General features: G+C 57.9%; 19 protein-coding genes. 7 read left to right on the forward strand and 12 right to left on the reverse strand.

Annotated features, from left to right (window positions below; all coding sequences use genetic code 11):
• Nucleotides 1–123: 123 nt before the first annotated feature.
• Genes ACVWXC_RS02550 through ACVWXC_RS02560 form a run of 3 tightly spaced genes read right to left on the reverse strand, consistent with a single transcriptional unit; the run spans nucleotide 124 to nucleotide 4,384 of the window.
• Entirely contained in the window at nucleotides 124–2,679 is a 2,556-nt protein-coding gene (locus ACVWXC_RS02550) for a UPF0182 family membrane protein (protein WP_457391029.1), read from the reverse strand.
• Nucleotides 2,680–2,683: 4 nt separating this feature from the next.
• Nucleotides 2,684–4,054 carry a TIGR03279 family radical SAM protein gene (locus ACVWXC_RS02555; protein WP_457391027.1) on the reverse strand — a complete coding sequence of 457 codons (1,371 nt, stop codon included), beginning with the start codon at nucleotides 4,052–4,054 and terminating at the stop codon, nucleotides 2,684–2,686.
• 42 nt (nucleotides 4,055–4,096) lie between these two features.
• A complete protein-coding gene (locus tag ACVWXC_RS02560) occupies nucleotides 4,097–4,384 on the reverse strand; it encodes a DUF2103 domain-containing protein (protein ID WP_011430637.1) in 288 nt (95 codons plus the stop codon).
• A 239-nt stretch (nucleotides 4,385–4,623) separates the two neighbouring features.
• Here ACVWXC_RS02560 and ACVWXC_RS02565 point away from each other — a divergent pair, with 239 nt between their 5' ends.
• Nucleotides 4,624–5,781: a hypothetical protein gene (locus ACVWXC_RS02565; RefSeq protein ID WP_457391025.1), complete on the forward strand. Its 1,158-nt coding sequence runs from the start codon at nucleotides 4,624–4,626 to the stop codon at nucleotides 5,779–5,781.
• A 9-nt stretch (nucleotides 5,782–5,790) separates the two neighbouring features.
• Here ACVWXC_RS02565 and ACVWXC_RS02570 read toward each other — a convergent pair whose 3' ends face one another.
• The 4 genes from ACVWXC_RS02570 to upp form a co-directional block, all read right to left on the reverse strand.
• Nucleotides 5,791–6,744: a J domain-containing protein gene (locus ACVWXC_RS02570; RefSeq protein WP_099813111.1), complete on the reverse strand. Its 954-nt coding sequence runs from the start codon at nucleotides 6,742–6,744 to the stop codon at nucleotides 5,791–5,793.
• 194 nt (nucleotides 6,745–6,938) lie between these two features.
• Nucleotides 6,939–7,640, reverse strand: a complete 702-nt coding sequence (locus tag ACVWXC_RS02575) for a tetratricopeptide repeat protein (RefSeq protein ID WP_228375243.1) — start codon at nucleotides 7,638–7,640, stop codon at nucleotides 6,939–6,941.
• Nucleotides 7,633–8,541: an HAD hydrolase family protein gene (locus ACVWXC_RS02580; protein ID WP_099813378.1), complete on the reverse strand. Its 909-nt coding sequence runs from the start codon at nucleotides 8,539–8,541 to the stop codon at nucleotides 7,633–7,635. The genes ACVWXC_RS02575 and ACVWXC_RS02580 overlap by 8 nt, the downstream gene beginning before the upstream one ends.
• A gap of 306 nt (nucleotides 8,542–8,847) precedes the next feature.
• The gene (upp, locus tag ACVWXC_RS02585) at nucleotides 8,848–9,531 is read right to left on the reverse strand and encodes a uracil phosphoribosyltransferase (protein ID WP_049749761.1); all 684 of its coding nucleotides are present in this window, start codon (nucleotides 9,529–9,531) and stop codon (nucleotides 8,848–8,850) included.
• Between the two features lie 329 nt (nucleotides 9,532–9,860).
• Here upp and ACVWXC_RS02590 point away from each other — a divergent pair, with 329 nt between their 5' ends.
• The gene (locus ACVWXC_RS02590) at nucleotides 9,861–10,748 is read left to right on the forward strand and encodes a hypothetical protein (protein ID WP_457391021.1); all 888 of its coding nucleotides are present in this window, start codon (nucleotides 9,861–9,863) and stop codon (nucleotides 10,746–10,748) included.
• Nucleotides 10,749–10,755: 7 nt separating this feature from the next.
• Here ACVWXC_RS02590 and ACVWXC_RS02595 read toward each other — a convergent pair whose 3' ends face one another.
• Nucleotides 10,756–11,880: a hypothetical protein gene (locus tag ACVWXC_RS02595; RefSeq protein ID WP_457391019.1), complete on the reverse strand. Its 1,125-nt coding sequence runs from the start codon at nucleotides 11,878–11,880 to the stop codon at nucleotides 10,756–10,758.
• A 96-nt stretch (nucleotides 11,881–11,976) separates the two neighbouring features.
• Nucleotides 11,977–13,776 carry a M61 family metallopeptidase gene (locus tag ACVWXC_RS02600; protein WP_457391017.1) on the reverse strand — a complete coding sequence of 600 codons (1,800 nt, stop codon included), beginning with the start codon at nucleotides 13,774–13,776 and terminating at the stop codon, nucleotides 11,977–11,979.
• Nucleotides 13,777–14,042: 266 nt separating this feature from the next.
• Between ACVWXC_RS02600 and ntcA the strand changes: the two genes are divergently transcribed.
• Nucleotides 14,043–14,717 carry a global nitrogen regulator NtcA gene (ntcA, locus tag ACVWXC_RS02605; protein ID WP_099813115.1) on the forward strand — a complete coding sequence of 225 codons (675 nt, stop codon included), beginning with the start codon at nucleotides 14,043–14,045 and terminating at the stop codon, nucleotides 14,715–14,717.
• Between the two features lie 115 nt (nucleotides 14,718–14,832).
• Here the strand turns inward: ntcA and leuB are convergent, their stop codons facing one another.
• From leuB to petB, 3 genes are all read right to left on the reverse strand, one after another.
• On the reverse strand, nucleotides 14,833–15,978 hold the full coding sequence (gene leuB / locus ACVWXC_RS02610) for a 3-isopropylmalate dehydrogenase (protein ID WP_011430627.1): 1,146 nt from the start codon (nucleotides 15,976–15,978) through the stop codon (nucleotides 14,833–14,835).
• Nucleotides 15,979–16,120: 142 nt separating this feature from the next.
• Entirely contained in the window at nucleotides 16,121–16,633 is a 513-nt protein-coding gene (gene petD, locus ACVWXC_RS02615; RefSeq protein WP_049749760.1) for a cytochrome b6-f complex subunit IV, read from the reverse strand.
• Between the two features lie 77 nt (nucleotides 16,634–16,710).
• Entirely contained in the window at nucleotides 16,711–17,358 is a 648-nt protein-coding gene (petB, locus tag ACVWXC_RS02620) for a cytochrome b6 (RefSeq protein WP_011430625.1), read from the reverse strand.
• 205 nt (nucleotides 17,359–17,563) lie between these two features.
• On the opposite strand from petB, the gene ACVWXC_RS02625 reads away from it, so the two are divergent.
• The 4 genes from ACVWXC_RS02625 to ACVWXC_RS02640 all read left to right on the forward strand — a co-directional run bounded on the left by ACVWXC_RS02625 (nucleotide 17,564) and on the right by ACVWXC_RS02640 (nucleotide 21,574).
• Nucleotides 17,564–18,877: a S41 family peptidase gene (locus tag ACVWXC_RS02625; RefSeq protein ID WP_011430624.1), complete on the forward strand. Its 1,314-nt coding sequence runs from the start codon at nucleotides 17,564–17,566 to the stop codon at nucleotides 18,875–18,877.
• Between the two features lie 88 nt (nucleotides 18,878–18,965).
• Nucleotides 18,966–19,520 carry a phycobiliprotein lyase gene (locus tag ACVWXC_RS02630; protein WP_011430623.1) on the forward strand — a complete coding sequence of 185 codons (555 nt, stop codon included), beginning with the start codon at nucleotides 18,966–18,968 and terminating at the stop codon, nucleotides 19,518–19,520.
• Nucleotides 19,521–19,532: 12 nt separating this feature from the next.
• Complete coding sequence (locus ACVWXC_RS02635) at nucleotides 19,533–20,054, forward strand: hypothetical protein (RefSeq protein WP_228375239.1); 522 nt, start codon at nucleotides 19,533–19,535, stop codon at nucleotides 20,052–20,054.
• A 182-nt stretch (nucleotides 20,055–20,236) separates the two neighbouring features.
• Complete coding sequence (locus ACVWXC_RS02640; RefSeq protein WP_041438408.1) at nucleotides 20,237–21,574, forward strand: hypothetical protein; 1,338 nt, start codon at nucleotides 20,237–20,239, stop codon at nucleotides 21,572–21,574.
• The last annotated feature ends 34 nt before the right edge of the window (nucleotides 21,575–21,608 follow it).

The following is a 21,608-nucleotide window of genomic DNA, read 5'->3' on the forward strand; positions in this document are numbered from 1 at the left end:
GTTGGATAACAGTGGTCATGATGGCAAACTTCCCTGAGGAAGCGCGAAGATTGACAACCTAACCTTAAATCATCCGTTAAGTTCTGTCAACTACCCTTAGAAATCTGAGAAGGGATCCCGGCCTCAGCGGTTGGAGCGGCGGCTGCCGGTGGGGGAGAAGAGGGCTTCCAGAGCCTGGCTGAGGGTGGGCTCCATCACCACCCGGTCTTCGTAGGCAGCGATGACCCGGGTGAGCTGGGGCAGGCGGCCCTGTTCTGCCTCCAGGTAGAGGGGCTGGATGTAGAGAAGCGAGGTCTCGATGGGGATGACCAGCAGGGTGCCCAGGTTCACCCGCGACCCGTGTTCGTTCCAGAGGGCGATTTGCTCGGAAATGGCCGGATCCTGGTTGACCCGCGCCTCTACTTGCTCTGGGCCGTAGATGAGGCGCTGCTTGGAAAACTCGTACACCAGCAGCTTGCCGTAGTTTTCCCCATCGCAGCGGGCCGCCATCCAGGCCACCATGTTTTGTTTGTTGAGGGGGGTGAAGGGAGAAAGCAAGACAAACTCGGGCTGGTTTGGGGATCCCTTTTGGGGATCCTCTGGCAAGGTGAGGATGAGGTACTGGGGCTGCATGGGCAGGCGCCGCCGCTTGCGGAACTGGTTGGGGATCTGCCACTGGTCTTCCCGGTTGTAGAAAACACGGGGATCCGTCATGTGGTAAGTGGCAAATTGCTGCACCTGCACCCGGAAGAGATCTTGGGGGTAGCGGATGTGCTGCCGCAGCGGCTCCGGCATGGCCTCTAGCGGCTTGAACAGGGTGGGGTAGATGCGGGCGTAGGCTTGGATGAGGGGATCCCAAGGGTCGGCAATGTACCAGTCGATGCTGCCGTTGTAGGCGTCCAGCACCGCCTTGACAGAGTTGCGGATGTAGTTGAAGGGGAAGCCGGGCAGATGCTCCGAGTAGGGGTAGCGGCTGCTGGTGGTGTAGGCATCGAAAAACCAGTAGAGCCTGCCCCCTTGAATTACCAGGTAGGGATCCTGGTCGTAGAGCAAAAAGGGCATCACCTGGCGCACCCGTTCCCGGATTTGGCGGCGATAGAGGAAGCGGGTGCTGGGGGAGAGCTCGCGGCTGAGAAGGATGCGCAGATCCCGGAAGTGCCAGGCGTAGAGAAGCCGTTGCCAGAGGTGGGGGATGGGCACGCCGCCCGTGCCGCGGTAGCTGCTGTAGACATAGCGATCGGCAGCGGGATAGTCCAGCTCACGCGCCTCGGCCCCCACGAACACGTCGGTGGTGGTCAGCTCGCTGTAGTAGAGGGCCGGCTGCTCCACCCGCAGCACCTGCGCCACCTCTGGATAGCGGGGGGAAACCCGCGGTGGGATATCCGATAGGAAAAAGTCCGGCAGCCCCTCAGCAGTAACCACGTTGACTGGGCTGAGGGTGAGGCCATAGCCGTGGGTGTAGAAAAAGCGCCGGTTAACCCAAGTTTGGGCAGCCGGTGGTACCTGGGCAAAGTCCAGCTCGCGCGCTGCATGCATCACTTGGCGCAGCTCTCCCCCGATGCGGTAGCGATCCACATCCACATAGGGAAATTGGTAGTAAGGGCGGATCTCCTGCAGTTGGCGATAGGTGGCCAAGAGGGGTTCTGTATCCCAAAGACGCACGTTGCGCAGGGTGGATTGATTTTGCTGCAGGATCTCCCAGGTCAGGGATCCCTCTTCTGGGAAGGGCTTGACCTCCACCTCGGCCAGGCCAAAGCCGGCGCGAGTAAAACGGATGTTGTGCTCGATGTAGGGGCGCTCCAGCTCCAGCTCGTTGGGCGTGACCAAAAGGGTTTGCAGCAGTTGCGGGTAAAGCCGGGTGGTCAGCAGCCCAAACCCCAGGTAGGCCCCCCAGAGCAGGGCCGGCGCCAGCAGGGAACTGGCCCAGGCAGGGCACCAAGACTTGAACAAGGGAAGGTTGAATCGGATCCCCTGGCGGGCCAAAGCCCAGAAGCCAACTGCTGTCAGGAAAGCCACCCCGCTCATCAACGTGGTAGCTGGCAAAGTGGCGTGCACATCGGCAAAGCCGGCGCCAAAGACGACGCCGCGGGTGGAATAGAGCAGCTCGTAGCGCTCCAGCCAATGGCCCCAGGCACGAAGCAAAAACAGAGCTCCCCCCAAGATCAGCAGGTGCCGTTGGGCAAATAAAGACAGAGCCAGCGTCAGCCGCTGCTCCGATAGCCCCAGCTCCACTAGGTAAATAAGCGCCACCGTGATCAAAGTGAGCAGCACTAGGTTGAAGCACCACTGCTGCAGCGTCTCCCAGAAGGGCAGGCCGAAAAGAAAAAAGCCCAGGTCGCGACCGAAGATTGGATCGGACTCGCCGACAGGGACTTGGTGCAACCAGAGCAGCAGCGCGAACCAGTGCTGAGAAAGAGACCAGGCCAAGCTGCCGCTCAACCCCAGGGCAATCGCCCAGGCCCCGGCTGTGCTTGCCCCCCGCCAGCAGGCGCGGATGTTGGATCCCACCACCGCCAGGGCAAAGGCAAAGGCGCCCAGGCCCAGCCCCCAGCGAGCCAGCACCCGCGTCCAGAGCACCGGCAGGGCATTCAGCTCGGCAAACCAGGCCAGATCGACATAGAAAGAGGCCAAAGCTGTGATGGCCAGGATCCCCAGCCCCGCCCAAAGCAAGAGAACCAACCCTCGCTGTAGCCGCTGCATAGCCTCACAGCGTCCCGCTCGAGGTCGCCCTTGATCCTAGCCGCTGCACCGCCTGCAGCAAGCCCGCCGGGCCCCCATCCACCCGCATCACCGGGATCCCCACTTGGGCCTGCAACTCTTGCCAGGTGAGATCGTCCAAAAAGCGCTCCCCATCCTTGAGGGCGATCTGGGGCAAAAGCAGGCCGTCGTAACTTGCCAAGTTTTCAACCGATTTCAAAGCGCCCAGAATGTCTTGCCCCGTCAACAGTCCGGTTACCGTCAGGGTTTGTCCCCAGAATTGGCTGGCAATGGGCAGAAGATGCAACTGCAACCTGGGGATGCTGTTCATCCGCTCCACCACCGGCTGAAAGGCTCGCTCCACTGCGTTGCCCACCACCCAGAGAACTTTGAGAGGAGAAGGGATCCCAGTCGGCAGCCGCACCTGCTCAAACTCGCTCAAGAACAGGCGCAGGGATCCCACTCCATTCCCCAGTTGGGGGTAATCTTCATAGTGCTCTGCCGGCGGCAATTCTCGATTTGCCAGCAAGTACCACTCGTCGGCCAGCCAGGCAAAGGTGGACCCCAATTCTTGCCGAAACTGCGCCTGCAGCGCTTCTACCTGCGCAATCACCTCCGCCGCCTTGGCGGCATCCACCGGGATCAGCTCGTCATTGGGGGGGCGGAAGCGGGTCAGCCCCACCGGTACCACCGCCACCGAGAGGACGGTTGGGATCCCTTCGACAGGTTGGCGAAAAGCGGCCAGATCCAAGAGCGTGCGGGTGAGGTGCTCTCCATCGTTCCAGCCCGGGCAGACCACCACCTGGGCATGCACTTGCAGGCGGTGTTGGCGAAACCAGGCCAACTGCTCCAGGATCTGACCGGCGCGCGGGTTTTTGAGCAGGCGGCTGCGCAGCTCCGGCTCCGTGGCATGAACCGAGACATAGAGGGGGGAAAGGCGCAGGCGGGCGATGCGATCCCATTCGGCAGCGGTCAAGTTGGTAAGGGTGAGGTAGCTGCCGTAGAGAAAGCTGAGGCGGTAGTCGTCGTCTTTAAGGTGCAGCGTTGCCCGCATTTCAGGGGGCTGTTGGTCGATGAAGCAAAAGGGGCAGGCGTTGGTGCATTGGATGAGGCCATCGAACAAAGCCGTCTCAAACTCCAGCCCCAGATCTTCATCGATGTCTTTTTCCAGCTCGACGATGCGCCGGATCCCTTGGCTGTCCAGGATCTCCAGGCAGAGATATTCATCGGCACACAAGAAGCGATAGTCAATGAGATCGCGGGGCTTCTCGCCGTTGATGCTCACCAGGGCCTCCCCTGGCCGAATGCCCACCTTTGCCGCCAGGGATCCGGGCACCACAGCGCTAATGCGGGCGGGCTTGAGGCTAGCACGGGACATGGCGCGCCCAAAGCAGGACTGCGTTGCCAAGAAAACCCCAATCTACTCCAAGCAGCGGCGAATCGCTGCTTCCAGCTCCAACTGGCTGAGGTCGGTAACCACGAAGACCTCTTGCACGCTGCTGCCCTTGCGGGCCACCAACTTGTAGCCCCCTCGAATGGGCACGGAAACCCGCAACTGCAACTGCGGGATCCGCCCGCGACTGCAAGACAGAGCACCTGGCGTTACGGTTTTAATGCCAGGTTGTCGAGTCAGGCGCTCCAGAACAGGGATCAGCCCGGAAATGTGGGTGGAGTGGTTCCAAACCAGACGACCGGCAGGCTCAGACATGGCGGCAACGCAACAGCGAGGAGGGCTAGATCTCTATGCTAGGCTCTTGCCCCTGTAACTGAGAATAAACCTTGGCGAACTCTCCAAGTACAAGTATTTTCAGAAGGTTTTCTCTGTGCTAGTTTGACGGCAGCAAACGCAGGGAGCTCCTGACTCATGGTTGCCGAGCAAGTCATCCTCGAGATCCCCGAAGCCATCCTGAAAGGCCTGCAGAATGGAACCTACGAGGCGTAGGCGGCGTGGTGCGAGAAGTGGCCTCTAAGCGGGTGGTGGCCTGGCTGAGAGAAACTGGAGGCTTGACACTCGCAGATAGCATTAGCAATTGCATCCCGGCAGTGGACATAGTCAACGGGATTATTGCCAACATTCAGTTGAGGCAGATCAACCTAAGACTAATTGACACTAGAGGTAAACTAAACACTGTCTTAGGCTTAACCAAATTCAATGCTGCTATTGGTCTAACTAACTTGGGTTTGTCTGCCGTAGACTTTGCAGTCGTTACCTCTAAACTCAATCAAATCGATTCTCGAATCCAAAGTCTTCAAGCATCCGTAGAAAGTCTTCGAGAATCCATAGATAGATCGCTTCTTGCCAAAGCTAAGTCTGCTATCGACGTTGCAGAAATAGCTTTGAAGATGTCTTCTTCGACCAACAGGAAGCGATTGGTAACCGAGGTCATTCAGCCTCTGCTTGAGGCTGAGCACTATTATCTAGCTGCGTGGGATTCCAATTGGAACAAGAACGACGGCATTTTGGCTTGCGAGTACATCTTAATCCTATCTTTAGTCTATGTTACAGAGATTGAATGCTACCTAGAGATGGAGGAGCGTGAGATAGCTCTGAAACGCCTGGCGGAGGCAGAGGAGATTCTAAGACCTCGTATTAGAAAGTATGTCGAGCTTTTGTTGACCACGAAACCTTCAGTATATCTTCACAAGGCTTACCAAGAAGGAGTTAGCCTATCAAGCGTCGTGGAGATTCTCAAGTATGTAAAGGGTGAATCGGATGTGGATAAGCTGTTTGACAAATATATACGACCAGATATTTTCAGCGCACAAAGCATTGAATCCTATTTTGATAGTATGCCGACAAGATCTAAGAATGCTATCCTTGCCCTCATTGCCCCACGTTTGATTGATCCAAGCTGGTGGACAGTCTTGGATCGCATAGTTTGGGATCCTCCTTGGAGAGAAGCTATCATCAGTCGAGCAAATCAGGTTATAGCGGCTGCCCAGTCCATGATCGAATTGGACAGGAGACTGGAAGGCTACAGATACGAAATCACTGAAATGACTCGGCTTGGCCTCAGCTACCAAGAGTGGCAAGGTCTGGTTTTGCCGCCAAAAAACTCGTCTGAGGATCCAGACCCCAAAGTTTTACTGCTCCTGCCGGCTTAGGAAGCAGGATCAATGGGGGTAGAATCCGCCGCCCAAACCAAACAAGACGGCTAATATGCCAATACCGACAGCGATCCCAGCTGCTAGTTTCAGATCCTCCTTTAGCTTTTCAGCGTCGGCTCTTTCCTTTATCGCTGTCAACAGGAAGAGTTGATCCTCTCCGCTAAGCCCGCTTATAAACTCAGGGGATAAAGACTCAAGGGGGAGACTCTTAAAGTAGTCGATCCTGCTCCTGCAGTAAAGCGTCAGTTGAGAGAGCTCTGAGCTTTTTTCTTTCTCGCGCAGTTCTATTTCTGACTTTGCCCTTTCTTGGAGACTTTTGGCTTTTTCCACTTGCTCTTTACTATACCCAGATTCAAAAAATGCCGACCAAGCGGATACCAAAGCAATGAGTACGAGTATAGCACCAATCCATCCCCAGCCTCCTAAGAAAGCCAACAAGCCCAAAAACAAAAAGACAAAGCAGCTCTGTATGTTTTCGTCTCTAGTAAGGAAGGTATAGTCAACTCTGGCATCCTCTTCCTTAATGCCGATTAAAATAAGGTTTCTCTTTAGCTCTGACTTCACTTGCTCTATTTTCTGGTTATAGTTGGTTTCAATCCTTCGCCTCCGCAGCTCTATCTCCTCGGCAGCTTTCTGTATCTTGTCAGGGTCAAACGGCCAAGTGCTGCCGTCTTGTGTGCTGTAGCTTGGTTTGGCTTTTAGACCTAGATCACGTTCGTTTCCTTTCGTTTGGGAAAGCCTCTGGGAATCGTAGGCTTTCCGCTTTACGGGATCACTCAGCACTGAATAGGCTTCTTGAAGGGACTTAAATTTTTCTTCAATGTACCGTCGGGCCTTTTCCGGTGTACCGGGAGGAAGCCGATCGGGATGATACTCTTTGGCAAGCCGCCTGTAGCTCTCTTTGATTTCTTCAGAGGTCGCGTCGGGCTTTACCTCCAGCTCGCTATAGAAATCTTTCATGAAGGGATCCCGCCTCTGCTGCCTTGCTAGCAGGATTCTACTGCTGCTCCTGCAAGCTTGAAAAGTGCTGTTTAATACCAGCCTTTTTTTATGCCCTAAGTGTCAAGCGCGCTGGGGAAAGCTCCACTCCCAGTAGCTCTCGGGGGGGGGTTAGCTCTCCTTCCTAAGCTGTAGCTGTCTGGGCCCGGTTTGGACTAGTCCAACTCCCGCCGACGTAGCCGTTGCAAGGCCGAGAGAGGCTTCTCCTCTTCTGGCTGCTTTTTCGAGGCGGCTGCCCGTGGAGTGGTTGTCTTGTCCCTTTCGGGCTCGAGCGCAGGCTTGGCTGCTTCTGGCTCAGCGGCTGGAGGGCGAGGCGGGTTGCTGGCCTGCTGGTTGGGCAAGGGCACCGACTCCAGGGGGGCCAGCAGGGACTGGATGTGGCTGTAGGTTTCGGGATTGCTGCGGGCAGCATGGGCCAAGAGGGTAAGCTGCTCCTTGGCCGCTACCAGGTTCCCTAACTTAAGATCCACCAGAGCCAATTGGTAGCGTGCCTTAAAGCTAGTGGGATCCACTTCTACGGCACGTTGGAAGGCAGCTCGCGCCTCTGGGAGGTTGCCCTGGCGGGCGTAGATCAGGCCAAGGTTAAAAGGCACGTCGGGATCCCGCTCGCTGGGGAGAACTTTGGTTTTGTCTTCCAGCTCAAGGGCGGCCCGGTAGGCGTTGATGGCTAGGGTGTGAAAGCCCATCTGCAGGTAGCGGGCTGCATCTTCCTTGAGTTGGGCCACTGTCGGCTCCCCGGTGAGCAGATTCATAGGCGGCTGGGCAGAGGCAGGCAGTCCTAGCGCCAAACTCAGCAGGCATCCCACCACACGCAGGCCCAAGGGAGCAGTCCGTCCACCGGTTTGTTGCTTATTCATCCCCATGATCGGTTTCCTCCAGCCACCTCAACACCACTTCGTTCCACCCCTCAGGACCGGGGAGCCGGGCCAGTTGCCACTGGGTCTGAACCTCTGGCCCGCCGAGGCGAACGGCCTCCTTCCAGAGGCTATCCGCAATTGGGCTGGGAAGCACTACTTTCCGCTCCACCCACCGCAAAAAAGCCAAATCTGGGGGGGAGCAGCCGATGCCCAAGGCCCTGACAGGGCCCAAATGCCGCTGGTAGCAATCCAGGAGCAGCCGCACCGCCTGTTCTCCTGGTAGGGAACTGGGCTCTGAGGTTAAGGTTGTCCGCCTCCAGCCGGTCAAATACCACCGCGAGGGGTCGGAGAAGTGGAGCTGGTGCAGCCGTAACAAGTGCTGGGTGAGGGTGGCCTCTTGTTGGGCAAGGGCTTCTCGCAGCCTTGCTGGATCCCCGGAATAGCTGAAAATCTCGCTATATTCCCGCTTTTGCACCCGTTCTGCTTCCTCCAAAGGGATCCCAGTGGCGGCAGCTAGCTCCGAGGCTGTCCAATCCCCGAACCCGATGAGATCCAAGTGGTAATCTTGGCGCACCTGTTGCAAAATGTGGCGCAAGCAGGGGTAGGGCAATCCCAGGGCACACACGTAGTAGGGAGGGCGGTGTTGCCAGCGCTCGTCCAAAATGCCTGCGGGAAAGTAATGTTCGGGAACGTAAATAGCGGAGCCGTCCTCGCAGATGAAGGGATGCTCCAGGCGCAGTTGTCGACACAGATGTTCCAGTTGGGCGCGGGTACGCAGGCTGTAGAGCACTAAGGGAATGGAGCGGCGCTCCAAAGCCGCCAAAGCTTGTCGGGCAGCGCCATAGCTGTTGGACTGGGGATCTAAGAGGCTGCCATCCAAACTGCTGAGGACAAGTCGCATAAGCCCAGGAAAGGAAAAGGCGCTGGCAGCAGTCAATTAGCCAGATCAAACGGCCTCTAGCCCGAGGAGCGCAAGCCGGATCCCTGAGGCGGGCTTGGGGCTCAAGCGGCCAGCATTCCCATCATCCAACAGCCTTGACAGAAGTGAAGAGGTTTAATTCAACGTGCCCTTCTTGGCCACCTTCTGGAGGAGTGAAGCACCCAGAGCGGCATTGGGGCAATTGATGCCAAATGTTACACTCTGCTGCCGTGCCCAGCCGATACTAGCGGCAGAGCAAGCCTCTTGACTCGCGATTCCTTTGAGGGATCAGGTGCCGAAAGCGCGATCCCCAGCATCCCCCAGCCCGGGCAGGATAAACCCCCGGTCATTTAGCCGCTCGTCGATCATGGCGCAGAAAATTTGCACCATCGGGTAATGGGATCCCAGCCGCTGCAGCCCCGGCGGAGCAGCCAAGACGCTCACAATTCTCACTAAGCTGGGATCCGCTCCCCGTTTTTTCAGCTCGTCCAAGATCCAGAGCAAGGTGCCGCCAGTAGCCAACATCGGCTCAGGGATGAGAATGCGCATCTGCTCCGGGATCCGCTCCGGCAGGCGATTGAGGTAACAACTCACCTGCAGCGTCTTTTCGTCCCGCACCAGGCCCACATGAAAAATCCGTGCCTGGGGCAAGAGGGACTGACAGCCTTCCAGCAGGGCCAGCCCAGCCCGCAAAATAGGCACGATGGCCAGCGGCGTGTTGGGGGCGATAACTTCTGCTGCAGCAGGTTCCAGAGGAGTTTGCACCTGCACCGCCTGAGTTGGGATCCAATCCCGCATCGCCTCGTAGGTCAGCCAGCGGCCCAGCTCCGATAGAGCACTGCGAAACAAGGGCGTGGGGGTTTCCACGTCGCGAGCCACAGCTAACCAGTGCTTAATGAGCGGGTGAGAGGGGACATAGACTCGAAGCTGCTGACTTGCCACAGAAGGATGCCTCAATCTGGGCGGTAGCATAGCGGGTTGCTTTGGCAGAAAGCAAGCACTTCCCTCGAGGTAATGGGTACCCCTTCAGAATTGGTTGACCTGCCCCCTGCCTTAAAGGGTAGGGATTCCTAGTTTTGGGTTCTACGAGCGCACTTAGCTAGCCAGTGGCTAGTCCCTAATTCACCATGCCGGCAGTGAGGCATCTCTCCCCAAGCGTAGGCGCTCCGCGCTGCTGAAGCGAACGCCCGATTGGTTCAGGATGCGTTGCCATGCTTTGCCGTTACAGCACAGGGCAAAGCTGGAGCTGGGTCTGCGGATCCGGTAGATCTGGATCACGAGATTTTTTCTGAGGATCGCCCATGTCTGCCGTCCGGTTTCAGCCGTTGCGGGTGGCCTTCACCTGTGCGGATCCCAGCCAAGCGCAAATGCCTGTTGCCGAGTTGCTGGCGGCTCTGCCGGCCTCGCCGCTTCTAGCCTACACCGACCCAGAAGCAGCGGACTTGCGGGTAGAGATGCTGCCAGATGCCATCTACCACTTCTACCGACGGGAGGAAGAGGTGGCGCTGGCAGCCTTTCGGATCCCGGTAAAAAAGCCACAGGCTCTGCCCCGCAAGCTGGTGCGGCTGCTGGAACATGTGGCCGCCTTCGACAACCTCCTCAACCTGCAACCTGCCAGCGATGCTCTGAGCAGTGTTCTGGAAGTAGAGTTTCTGCAACTGGAAACGCCGGCCAGTGGCTCTAGCCCTGCTGAAGTTAGCCCTTTGCCGCGGGATCCCCAAGGCCAGGTGCAAATTCAAGCAGGCCGCAACCTCGCCATCGCCCTGCGCAACAGGGCCCTTACGCCGGTGCACGTCTATGTAACAGTCTTTGACGAACGGCAGTGCAGCGTCGGTTTAGTCTATCCCTACCAGCCGGACTCTCCTGCCCGCCTGCGCCCCAGCGAAAGCGTATTAGTTGGCTCTGGCCCTCGCTATCTGCTCCAGATGCAACTGCCCGAAGACACAGAAACGGCGGTGGATCGCTTCAAAATCTGGGTCAGCGCTACTGGCATGCAGCCGGGCATTATGGCAATGCCCCCTCTAGGACAAAGGCTGGAGCCCCCCTCTGACGATCCCTATGGCTCCGGATCCCGTCTGGATAGAGAAGTCAGGCTGGCCATTCTGGGCAAGGCGGGCAGCACGCCCATGCCGGCTTTTGCCGAGGATCCCTGGTGGTGTATGGAGCAGGCTGTCAAGGTGGTAGCTTAGACTGGGCCTACCTCCTCACAATTCTGTACAGCAGAGACTCAACCTCCTCGACACTAATAGCTGAAAGATTATAGGAGGAGTAGATCCTACTTCTCGTCTCTTGATCAACATCTGCCAAGACCAGAAAGACTTGATCTGGGCCGAGACCCATTTTGGAGGCGAGCCAAGAGTACTTCTCTATACAGTCTCTATAGCTGCCGGTCTTCGACTCTATCCAGTAGAATCGGTTGTTAATGTGGAAGAAGAGATCGATCTCAAAGTCGCTACCGTTGGGCAAAGTAACTTCCGCATTTGCGATGTAGGAAAAATCGATCTTCTGTCCCTGCTCTCTAGCAAACTTGATCAGTTGCTGTTTGACATATCTCTCCAGCCAATCTCCAGATAGGAACTTGATTGCCTCTGGAGACTTGCTTAGCTTTACCCTCAGGTTTTTGGAGGATTTTGAGTAGTTATATTCCTCTAAGAAATTAACCTTATGTAGAGTGGAAGCAAGTTGGCAGCTATAACTTATCACTTCCGGGGAGTTGCCTTTTAAGCAAAGAGTTAAGGCCTTTTCTTCTCCAATGCCAGATTTAATTTCTTTGTAAAGCTTCTCGATCAGCGAGTACCTCTGACCCATAAGGTTTGATATCCAGTTCAGCTTGTTATCGAGTTTTCCTTCTGCATCGGCTTTTTTACTAGATGGGATCAGGTTCTTCATCCTTATGTTCCTAGACCACAGAAATACCCCTATTTTCACCTGTTCACGGCTAATCGTCCCTGGCGGCAAACTCTTGAGTCGCGCGCCAGCAGTTCGCTCGTTAGTTTCCTTCGTCTTTTGAAGGCTAGAACTTGAGCTTAGATTCTGGGAAATTTTTTCTGTACTTTCTAATAGCCTGCTCAGGATATTCTGCTGGTTACTTATGTTCTTAACTAGCTGACTTCTGTACTCAGCTAAATGCTGAAGGAAGTTTTGGTAACTTTCGGACAGACTTTCTGAGATATGAAGTTTGAAGCCCTCAAGATCAGCTTGTAACTTTCTTAGAATCTCATCCAGTAACTGACTATTAGCTCTTTGAGTGAGCCTACAGGTATAAACGCCCAGGCAGAAACCAATAGCCAATCCAATTAGAAGACCTAAAAGCAGAGTCATCTTCCCTTGATCCTATTTTCTTTAATCCTATTTTCTTTAACCTAACTCAGGAGTTGTGAACAGCTAGGAAGATTTTAAAGCATTGCTACCTCCTGCTTACTCTTGAGCCAGAAGGGATCCCAGCCAGCCCTGCTGGAGCGCTTTCTGGGCGGGAGTGAGCTCAGGCAAGGCCTCGAGGGTGTACACATCCGGGCGGGGTGGATCCAAGGGGATCCAAAAGTGCTTTAACTGATTGCCTTGGAAGACGCTAAGACAGATGGTTTGGTGGGGCTGATAGGCTGCCAGGCGCTCCGGAAAGGTGGCGGCGCTTACCCGAAAGCCATCCAAAGCCACCAGCTCGTCGCCAGCCCAGATGCCGGCTTTTTGAGCGGGGGATCCCATCTCGACGGCGCTGATGCGATTGCCTTCGCCGTTGAAGTTGAGGCCCAGGTAGGGGGGAGGGTTGGGTCGGCTGAAGTGAACCTTGAGGGTGAGGCCAAAGGGGTGGAGGTAGGCGTTGTAGTCTAGCTCTTCCGTGCCGTCCACATAGGCGGCGAAAAAGGGGCTGAGATCGGCGCCGGCTGCCCGCTCAAACGCCTCTTGCAAGTCTTGGTTGCTGTAGCCTTTCTCTGTCCGACCAAAGCGCTGCCACAGATCCCGCAGGGCCGTGTCCAGGGATCCCTGCCCCCCTGAGAGGTGGCGAATGTGCAGATCTAGCAGCCAGCAGACCAAAGCGCCCTTTAGGTAATAGGAAACCTGGCTGTTGAGGCTATTTTCGTGGGGACGGTAGAGCTTGATCCAGGCGTCGAAACTGGATTCTCGCAGCGATTGTACGGCTCGACCTGGAGTGCGCTGCAGCCGGCCAATTTGCTCGGCCAGGATCTTTAAAAAATCTTCGGCGCTGAGGATCCCTGCCCGCAGCAAGATGACATTTTCGTAGTAGCTGGTTGCCCCCTCGCAAAACCACAGACAGTCCACGTAGTTTTCTTGGTTGTAGTTAATTTTCTCCAAAGCCAGAGGGCGCAGCCGCTTGACGTTCCAAGCATGGAAAAGCTCATGGGCCAGCAGCGCCAAAAAGCGGCGGTAGGAGTGGGGCTGATGCAGCTCCAGTCCAGAATAATTGAGGGTGGCACTGTACTTGTGCTCCAGGCCGCCAAATCCCCCGGCTGACAAATGCACAATAAACCAGTAGCGGTCGTAGGGCAGCTCGCCAAAAAACGCCGCCGTGGCCCGGACAATTTTCTCGGCATCGGCCACCGCTTGCTCCAAATTTAGGGTGCCCGCTCCCCAGACCACGAAGTAGTGAGGGATCCCTTCCACCGCAAACGACCGCAACTGGTGCAGGCCCACCTCCACCGGGCTATCCACCAGCTCGTCGTAGTCTGCCGCCACAAAAGACTGGCCGGAAGCAGCATCCTCAGAAGAAGACCTCAAAGGTCGCAAACTGGTGGCGACGTGCCAGTCGGGTTTGGGAGGGATTATCGTCAAGGTGTAGGGCTCCCGCTCGCGACCGGGCACGTAGAGAAAGAGCGCCGCCCCGTTGAAGTAGGCGTGGGTGAGATCCAAATGGTTGGTGCGCACCGTCAGCTCGTAGGCGTAGACCCGATAGCGGATCGCGACAGCCGAACAGCGGGGCGGCTCGATCTCCCAAGTGTGCTTATCTACCTTCCGCCAGGCCAAAGGGATCCCTTGCTCCGTTGCTGCCTGAAACTCTTGCACATGGCGGGCATATTCCCGCACCAGGTAGGATCCCGGCGTCCACACCGGCAGCCGCAGTTGCAGAGGTACTTTTGGATCCACCTCTTGGATCTGTAGTTCCACCTCCAAAAGGTGATTGGCCGGCTCCGGCATCCGCACCGTGAAATGCTGACGGCTTAGCTGAGAAGGGGCGGCAACCCCACCCTGCGCGATCCCCATATAACTTTCCTCGCACCTCCCGCCTGCACCGTCCCAAAACAGTGCGCTAGAGGCATATCTTGGACAGGAGACAAGACTTCAAAGATGTAGCTCCTGCTACAAAGATATCCAAGCAGAGTCTTTTAGCTTAGGATAATCTTGCCGCCGAGGTCATTTTTGAGTCAAGGGTGGCTTGGGTCAATAGCGGGCAGCTCAACCCCGGCACTCCTGGCTGATCTTGTTGGGTTGATTCTAAGGGATAAACTGACCTTAAAAGGTTGAAGAATATGGCAGTGGCCATTGCAGAAAAATCTCTGGTTGCAGCCTTCAAACAGTTGGGAGGGCCTCACCATCCTCCGGTTATCGAAACGTTTGAGCGCGGTAAGACCATCTTCTTTCCTGGGGATCCGGCGGAGCGGGTTTACTTTTTGGTGAAAGGAGCTGTCAAGCTCTCGCGGGTCTACGAAATGGGGGAAGAAATTACCGTCGCTCTCCTGCGGGAAAACAGCATCTTTGGGGTGCTCTCCTTCATCACGGGGCAGCGCTCCGACCGCTTCTATCACGCGGTGGCCTTTACCCGCGTCGAGCTGCTCTCTCTGCCCATCGAACAGGTGGAAAAATCCTTGCGGGAGAACGCTGAGCTCTCCATGTTGCTCCTCAAGAGCCTGTCTTCCCGCATCTTGCAGACGGAGATGATGATCGAGACGCTGGCCCACCGCGACATGGGATCCCGTCTGGTCAGCTTTCTACTGATCCTCTGCCGCGACTTCGGGGTGCCCGGCCCCAATGGAGTCACCATCGATCTCAAGCTATCCCACCAGGCCATTGCGGAAGCGATCGGCTCCACTCGCGTCACCATCACTCGTCTGTTGGGGGAGCTGCGCAAGAAGAACTACATTTCCATCCACAAGAAAAAGATCACCGTCCACGACCCAATGCAGCTTGGCCATCGCTTTGTCTAGGGGGAGAAGCTGCCCCTAGGGCCGTTTCCAGGAATTTACCAGTCGGGACAATCCCTCCCTCTGGGAGAGGAGTAGCCGTGCCACCAGGGCAGGGCAGCGACGAGGGAACCTCCCCTCAACCACCAGGGGCTGAGAGCGATCCTTGGGGGGAGGCTTGCTGCTGGGCCAGAGCAGCCAAGATCTTTTCCCCCATTTCCCGACAGCCGACGAGGGTCATCCCCTCAGAGTAGATGTCGGCAGTGCGGTAGCCCTGGGCCAAAACCGCCTCGACGGCCTGTTCGATGCGGTCGGCAGCCTGGGGCTGATCCAAGGAGTAGCGCAGCAGCATTGCCCCGGAGAGCACCTGGGCAATGGGGTTGGCCTTGTCTTGTCCGGCAATATCCGGGGCTGACCCGTGTACGGGTTCGTACACCCCAGGGCCAGAGGATCCCAAAGAGGCAGAGGGCAACATGCCGATGGACCCGGTCAGCATCGCCGCCTCGTCGGAGAGGATATCCCCGAAGAGGTTCTCCGTGAGAATGACGTCAAACTGCTTGGGCCAGCGCACCAACTGCATGGCAGCATTATCGACGTACAGGTGGGACAGCTCCACGTCGGGGTACTCAGCCGCAATGGCGGTAACCCGCTCCCGCCACAGTTGTGACACTTCCAGGACATTGGCTTTATCCACCGAGCAGAGCTTGCGCCGGCGTTTGCGGGCCAGTTCGAAAGCCACACGGGCAATGCGATCCACCTCCGCCTCGCTGTAGGCCATGGTGTTCACACCCCGCCGGGATCCCTTGGCATCTGTGAAGATCCCTTTGGGTTGGCCGAAGTAGATGCCGCCGGTGAGCTCCCGCACCACCACCAGGTCGATCCCGGCAACCACCTCCGGCTTGAGGGAAGAGGCCTGCACCAGTTGCGGAAAGATCTTCACCGGGCGCAAGTTGGCAAACAGCCCCAGGCCCGCCCGCAAGCCCAACAAAGCCCGCTCAGGACGCTTCTCCCGCGGCAGGGTGTCGTACTTAAAGTCGCCAACTGCCGCCAAGTAAACAGCATCGCTCTCCTGGGCCATTTTCAAGGTCTCTGGCGGCAAGGGATCCCCCGTGGCTTCGTAGGCGGCCCCGCCAATCAAGCCCTCCTGCCACTGGAGGGAAAACCCCACCTGAGCGGCAACCGCATCCAAAACCGCCCGCCCCACCTGCATGATTTCAGGACCGATCCCATCTCCGGCCAGGGCTGTAATCCGATAGGTTCGGACAGCAGAGGAAGGAACGCTCATGGGCGGTCACAGCAAAAGAATGCGTAGCGATATTACCATCCCTTGGCCCCCAGGTTTGCCGAAAAGTCCCCCACGTCCAAAAAAAGTGCAGCCCGGCCACCGGCCTGCTGCACTCAGAGTTATCAAGCCGATATTCTGCCCTCTAGAACAGGCCCAGGGTGACCCACTTATCCAGAGGCAAGGTGGCGCCAATGCCCAAATAGAGGGTGACCAAGGTGCCGATCAAAAACACCGTCGTCGCCACGGGGCGGCGCAGCGGATTCTGAAACTTGTTGACGTTTTCGATGAAAGGCACAAACAGAAGGCCGACCGGAATGGCCGACATCAGGGCAATGCCCAAGAGCTTGTTGGGAGCAATGCGCAAAATGTGAAACGCGGGGTAGAGATACCACTCCGGCAGAATTTCCAGCGGCGTGGCAAAGGGATCCGCCGGCTCGCCGACACCCGCCGGATCCATGACCGCCAGGCCGACAATCACCCCAATAGTGCCCAGGATCACCACCGGGAACATAAAGAGCAAATCGTTGGGCCAAGCGGGCTCCCCGTAGGTCATGTGGCCCATGTTCTTCTTCAGCTTGGCCAAAACTTTGGGATTGTCTAGGTCAACTTTGCGGGTAATCGCCTCGGTTGCTATCACTTGCTTTGAGACCGGCATAGCCATTCTCCTTGTCTAGGGCAAAAGTTCTGAAAAGATGCATCCAGGGTGCCCGGCTCACAAGAACCGGTTTGGGATCACAAAGGCCCGGAGATGCCCTGGCGGCGGATCATCAGAAAGTGCATCGTCATGAAGACCGCCGTCAGCCAAGGCAACACAAAGGTGTGCAGGCTGTAGAAACGGGTGAGGGTGGCTTGGCCAACTGCCTCGCCGCCGCGGATAAGCTGGACCAGGGCATCCCCCACCACCGGAATGGCACTGGGCACCCCGGAGACGATCTTGACTGCCCAATAGCCCACCTGATCCCAAGGCAGGGAGTAACCGGTAACCCCAAAGGAAACCGTCAGTACCGCCAAGATCACGCCGGTTACCCAGGTCAGCTCGCGCGGCTTCTTGAACCCCCCCGTCAGGTAAACCCGGAAGGTGTGTAGAATCATCATCAACACCATCATGGAAGCACTCCAGCGGTGGATGGAGCGCAGCAGCCAGCCGAAGTTGACCTGGGTCATGATGTAGTTGACCGATTCAAAAGCCTCGGCCACCGTTGGACGGTAGTAAAAAGTCATGGCAAAGCCGGTGGCAAACTGAATGAGGAAGCACACCAGCGTGATGCCGCCGAGGCAGTAGAAGATGTTAACGTGGGGCGGAATGAATTTTCCGGTTGCGTCATCGACGAAAGGCGTGATCTCCAGCCGCTCGTCTAGCCAGTCGTAAACTTTGCTCATGATGCCTGCAATTTTTAGAGTTGGATATCCAGGGCGGGGCGGGCCCACTCCCTATAGCACTGTAACACAATTCGTTAACACGATCATGAAGTCGGGCTCAGCTTTGAGACAGGGATCCCTACACCAACAGCCCAAACGCCTGCTGATGTCTCATCTTGTTCACGTTTCTTAGTATTTCTTAGCTTCTTCTTCAGTTTGGGATCCGATGATTGCGCAGAAGCCGAGATCTGGGGAAAGCAGTTGCAGAGGGTTGGGGATCGGATGGGGGTTACGCCAGGCTGTCCGAGTTTTGTTGCTAGGGTGCCTGCTCTGGGCGAGTTTGGGCATTGGCGCCTGTCAGGTGCAGGCCAGCCGCTGGGGGGAAGAGCAGCAACTGCTGGCGCAGGCGTGGGCCTATGTGGATCGGGCCTACGTGGATCCGGGTTTCAACGGACAGAACTGGTGGCAGGTGCGCCAGCGCTTTCTCTCTCGGCCCCTGAAGGATCGGCAAGAGACCTACCGGGCCATCGAGGAGATGCTGGCAACTCTGGGGGATCCCTACACCCGCTTTTTGGACAGGGAGCACTACCTCAGCCTGCAGACTTCCACTGCTGGCGAGTTGAGCGGCGTCGGCCTCCAGATTGCCATCGACGGGCAGGGGGCAGTACGGGTCATCGCCCCAATGGAGGGGACTCCTGCCGAGCGGGCCGGGATCCAACCTCAAGATGAGATCCTGGCGGTGGATCAGGTGCCAGTGGCAGGGCTGAGCTTGGATGAGGTGGCAGAACGCATGCGCGGCCCCAGCGGCACAACCGTTAGCCTACGGCTAAGGCGGCAGGAGCGCATCTGGGAGGTGGAGCTGGTGCGGCAGTCCATCCTGATCAACCCGGTGCGCACCGGTTTTTTCAAGCTGCCCCAGGGGGAGGTAGCCTACATCCGCCTCAGCCAGTTTAACGGCAATGCCGCCGCTCAAGTGCGTCAGGCCATCCAGGCCGCAGAAGCGCGAGGAGTGCGGGGCTACATCCTCGATCTGCGCAACAACCCCGGAGGGTTACTGCAGGCGGCCATTGAGATTGCTCGCTTTTGGATCCCCAAAGGCGACATCGTGCGAGTGACGGATCGCTACGGCATTCAGGACGGCATTCCCGCCACCGGCGAAGTCCTCACGGCAGCCCCCTTGGTCGTCTTAGTGAACCAGGGCAGTGCCAGCGCCAGCGAAGTCTTGGCGGGGGCGTTGCAGGACAGCGGACGGGCGCAACTGGTGGGAACGCGCACCTTCGGCAAGGGGCTGATCCAATCCCTGCTGGAGCTGGCGGACGGCTCGGGGCTGGCCGTGACCACTGCCAAATACCTCACCCCCAACGGCCACGACATTCATCGCCAAGGGATCCAGCCCGATGTGGAGGTGGCCGCGGGCCCTGTTCCCCTGACGGCAGAAAGCCTGGGCGGCCCTGAGGATGGGCAGTTGCAGCGGGCTTTGGAAGTGTTGGGGGCGACTTTGTCGGTGGCCCAGGGGATCCCAGCGGCAGCTAACACCTGAGGGGGAGAAGGGGAGTGCCTGTTTGTCTGCGATTCGTTTTAGGATCGGCTTTAGCCGTCCACTTGGCCCTGCTCTCGATCCCTCTGGCATGAATGCCCTGCAAAAATTTCACCACTTCTTCAACTGCTGCATTGGCGCCTGGCACACCGAGCGCACCTACCACTATTTGGATCGAGGGGAGGTGGAGCGTTCGCGCACCGACTTCACCATTCGCACCCTCACCCCTGAGCTCAAGGAGAAGGTACTGGCCGACAACAACTACCCCAACCACGGTGTGGACGGGTTTTTGGGCTTCCACCTGGCGTTTGAGACGGTTTCCGAAAAAGGGGAGGAGGCTGGGCAAGAGCTAAACATGCTCTTCGTGCCCCGGCGAGAAGGGCCCCGTGGGCTGGAGGGCGACTACTTGCGGGATCGGGCCTATGAGGAAGACCGCCCCATAGTGGCCAGCTTCCGCTTCGATCCCGGATCCCTGCAACTGGTGATGACCACCACCTACACCCGCGTCGTTGCTGTGGATACCATCACCTTGCTTAACCCACGCCTGCGCCTGCGCCAGATCCTCACCTACCAACGACCCCCTCACGGTCAGCCCTTGGAGGAGCTGCTGCTGGTGGGGTTTGGGGTAGAACAAAAGCTTACCTAGGGGGGTTTATCGGTGGATCCGGAGTTGATCCCTCCCGAAGACTTGCGCCTGCCCCAGCATCTGGCCCGGATTGAGGCCAGCTTTGAGCGGGGACAATACCGTCGGGTTCTGGAACAGGTGAAACAGGCCCAAAGCCGCTACCCGCAAGCGGGCAAGCTGCGGCTCTGGCAGGCCCTGGCCGAGGAGGCCCTTGGAGAGACCCAGGAGGCGATCCGCTTGGCGCAAACCTTGCTGGGCAACCCGGATCCGGAAGTGGCTCAACAGGCCCGCTACGTGTTGGGCATCTGGCAGGCTCCGCGTCTGCGGCGACCAGCAGAGTGGTTGCTCGAAATCCCAGATCTCAGCCATCTGGAAGAGGCCGAGCCAGGGGAACGCCGTCTGGTCTATGAGCGCCCCCGCCGCCCAGCTTCCCTGCCAAAAGTCGCCGATCCCATCCGCCGCGAGGCTGCTCCCCCCTTGAATACCCAACGGCTGACGTGGGTGTTGATCGGGATCCTTTTCGCCCTGCTAGCGGTGATGGCCTGGCTGCCCTAGCCCAGCCCTGGGTCGGCGCAGAGACAGGCTGCCTGACCCAAAAGCAGCAACAGCCGCCCTCGTCGCCCCCGAGTTGAAGAGAGATACTGGGAATAGGGATGGCTGTAACCCTTGGCTGCAGATGCTGGGCGAGCGTCCCAGTTGGATCCCGGGCAACAGTAGGTAACCAGCGGAGGTTGAGAGTGGCTACACAGACATTGGTCATCGATGCAGTAGAGCAGTTGGGCTTGCGGGTCACTCTGGGAGATATTGCCTCCAGCACAGGCCTGGCCCTAGAGGAGGCCAAACAGGAGTTGCTGAAGTTAGCCCAAAAGGCTGGGGGGCATCTCCAGGTTTCGCGGCAGGGGGAGATTGCCTACGTTTTCCCGCCCGACTTTCGCGACATTCTCAAGCGCAGGGAGCAGCAGGATCGGCTGGCAGCCTTGCGACGCAAGCTGTGGGGCGGCTTTCTCTACGGGCTGCGCATCTCCTTCGGCATCCTGTTGGTGGTGTCGATTATCCTCATCACCCTGGCGTTGATAGCTCTGCAGATGGCCAGCAGTCGTGAAGAGGGCAGCGGCAGTCGCAGTCGCTCGCGCGAGGTGGGGTTCTTCTACTTCCCCAACCTTTGGGTGGGCAACCCCTTCTGGAGTCCCTACCCCTACTACGGGGGCTATTCCGGTCGGGCGCAGCCCCGCCGGGAAAAATCGGAGATGAACTTTTTGGAGGCGGTGTACAGCTTCCTGTTTGGGGACGGGGATCCCAACGCCAACCTGGAAGAGGAGCGCTATGCCTTGATCGGCCAAGTGATCCGCGCCAACGGGGGGGTGATCGCCGCCGAGCAGGTGCTGCCCTACCTGGATGTGGAGCCGGGATCCCCGGCCCTAGAATACGAAGACTATATGCTGCCCATTCTGCTCAAGTTCGACGGCCAGCCGGAGGTAAGCGAGGACGGCGATATCGTCTATCGCTTCCCAGAGCTACAGGTGGCCGCCTCAGAGCGCCGCTCCAAGAAGATCCCGGAGGTGTTGCAAGAAAAACCCTGGGTGTTTAGCCGCGCCACCCCTGAGCAACTGACCCTAGCTGCTGGCTTGGGTGTGCTCAATTTCCTCTTGGCGGCCATTCTCTACGGGGCGCGGGAGGAGGTGGCAGCCGCCGCTGGCAGCAACGCCTTTTTGGCGTTTATCTACCCGCTGATTGGATTCCTCTTTCTCTACGGCACGCTGTTTTTGGCAGTGCCTGCAGTGCGGTGGCTGACGTTGCAGTTCCGCAACCAGGGGGTGGAGCGCCGCAATCGCATCCGGCGGTTCTGGCAAGAGCGGCTGAAGCGTCCCTCCGAGGCGCTGCTGCGCAAGCTCGACTTTGCCCGCCGCTTCCGCCGCCAAGAAGTGGTGCGGGAGTCGGACACCATCTACTCTACGGAGCGGGATCTGATCGAGCAGCGGGACTACCGGCTGGACGAGCCGGCCTTTCGCCAGCTTTTGCAGCAGGAGCAACCCCTGGAAAGCAAGTCGGAAGAGGTGCCCCGGCCTCGTCTCTAGCGAGGGGTTGAGGCCTGCCCAAGGGTCTTATCGA

Source organism: Thermostichus sp. OS-CIW-20, assembly GCF_054061455.1.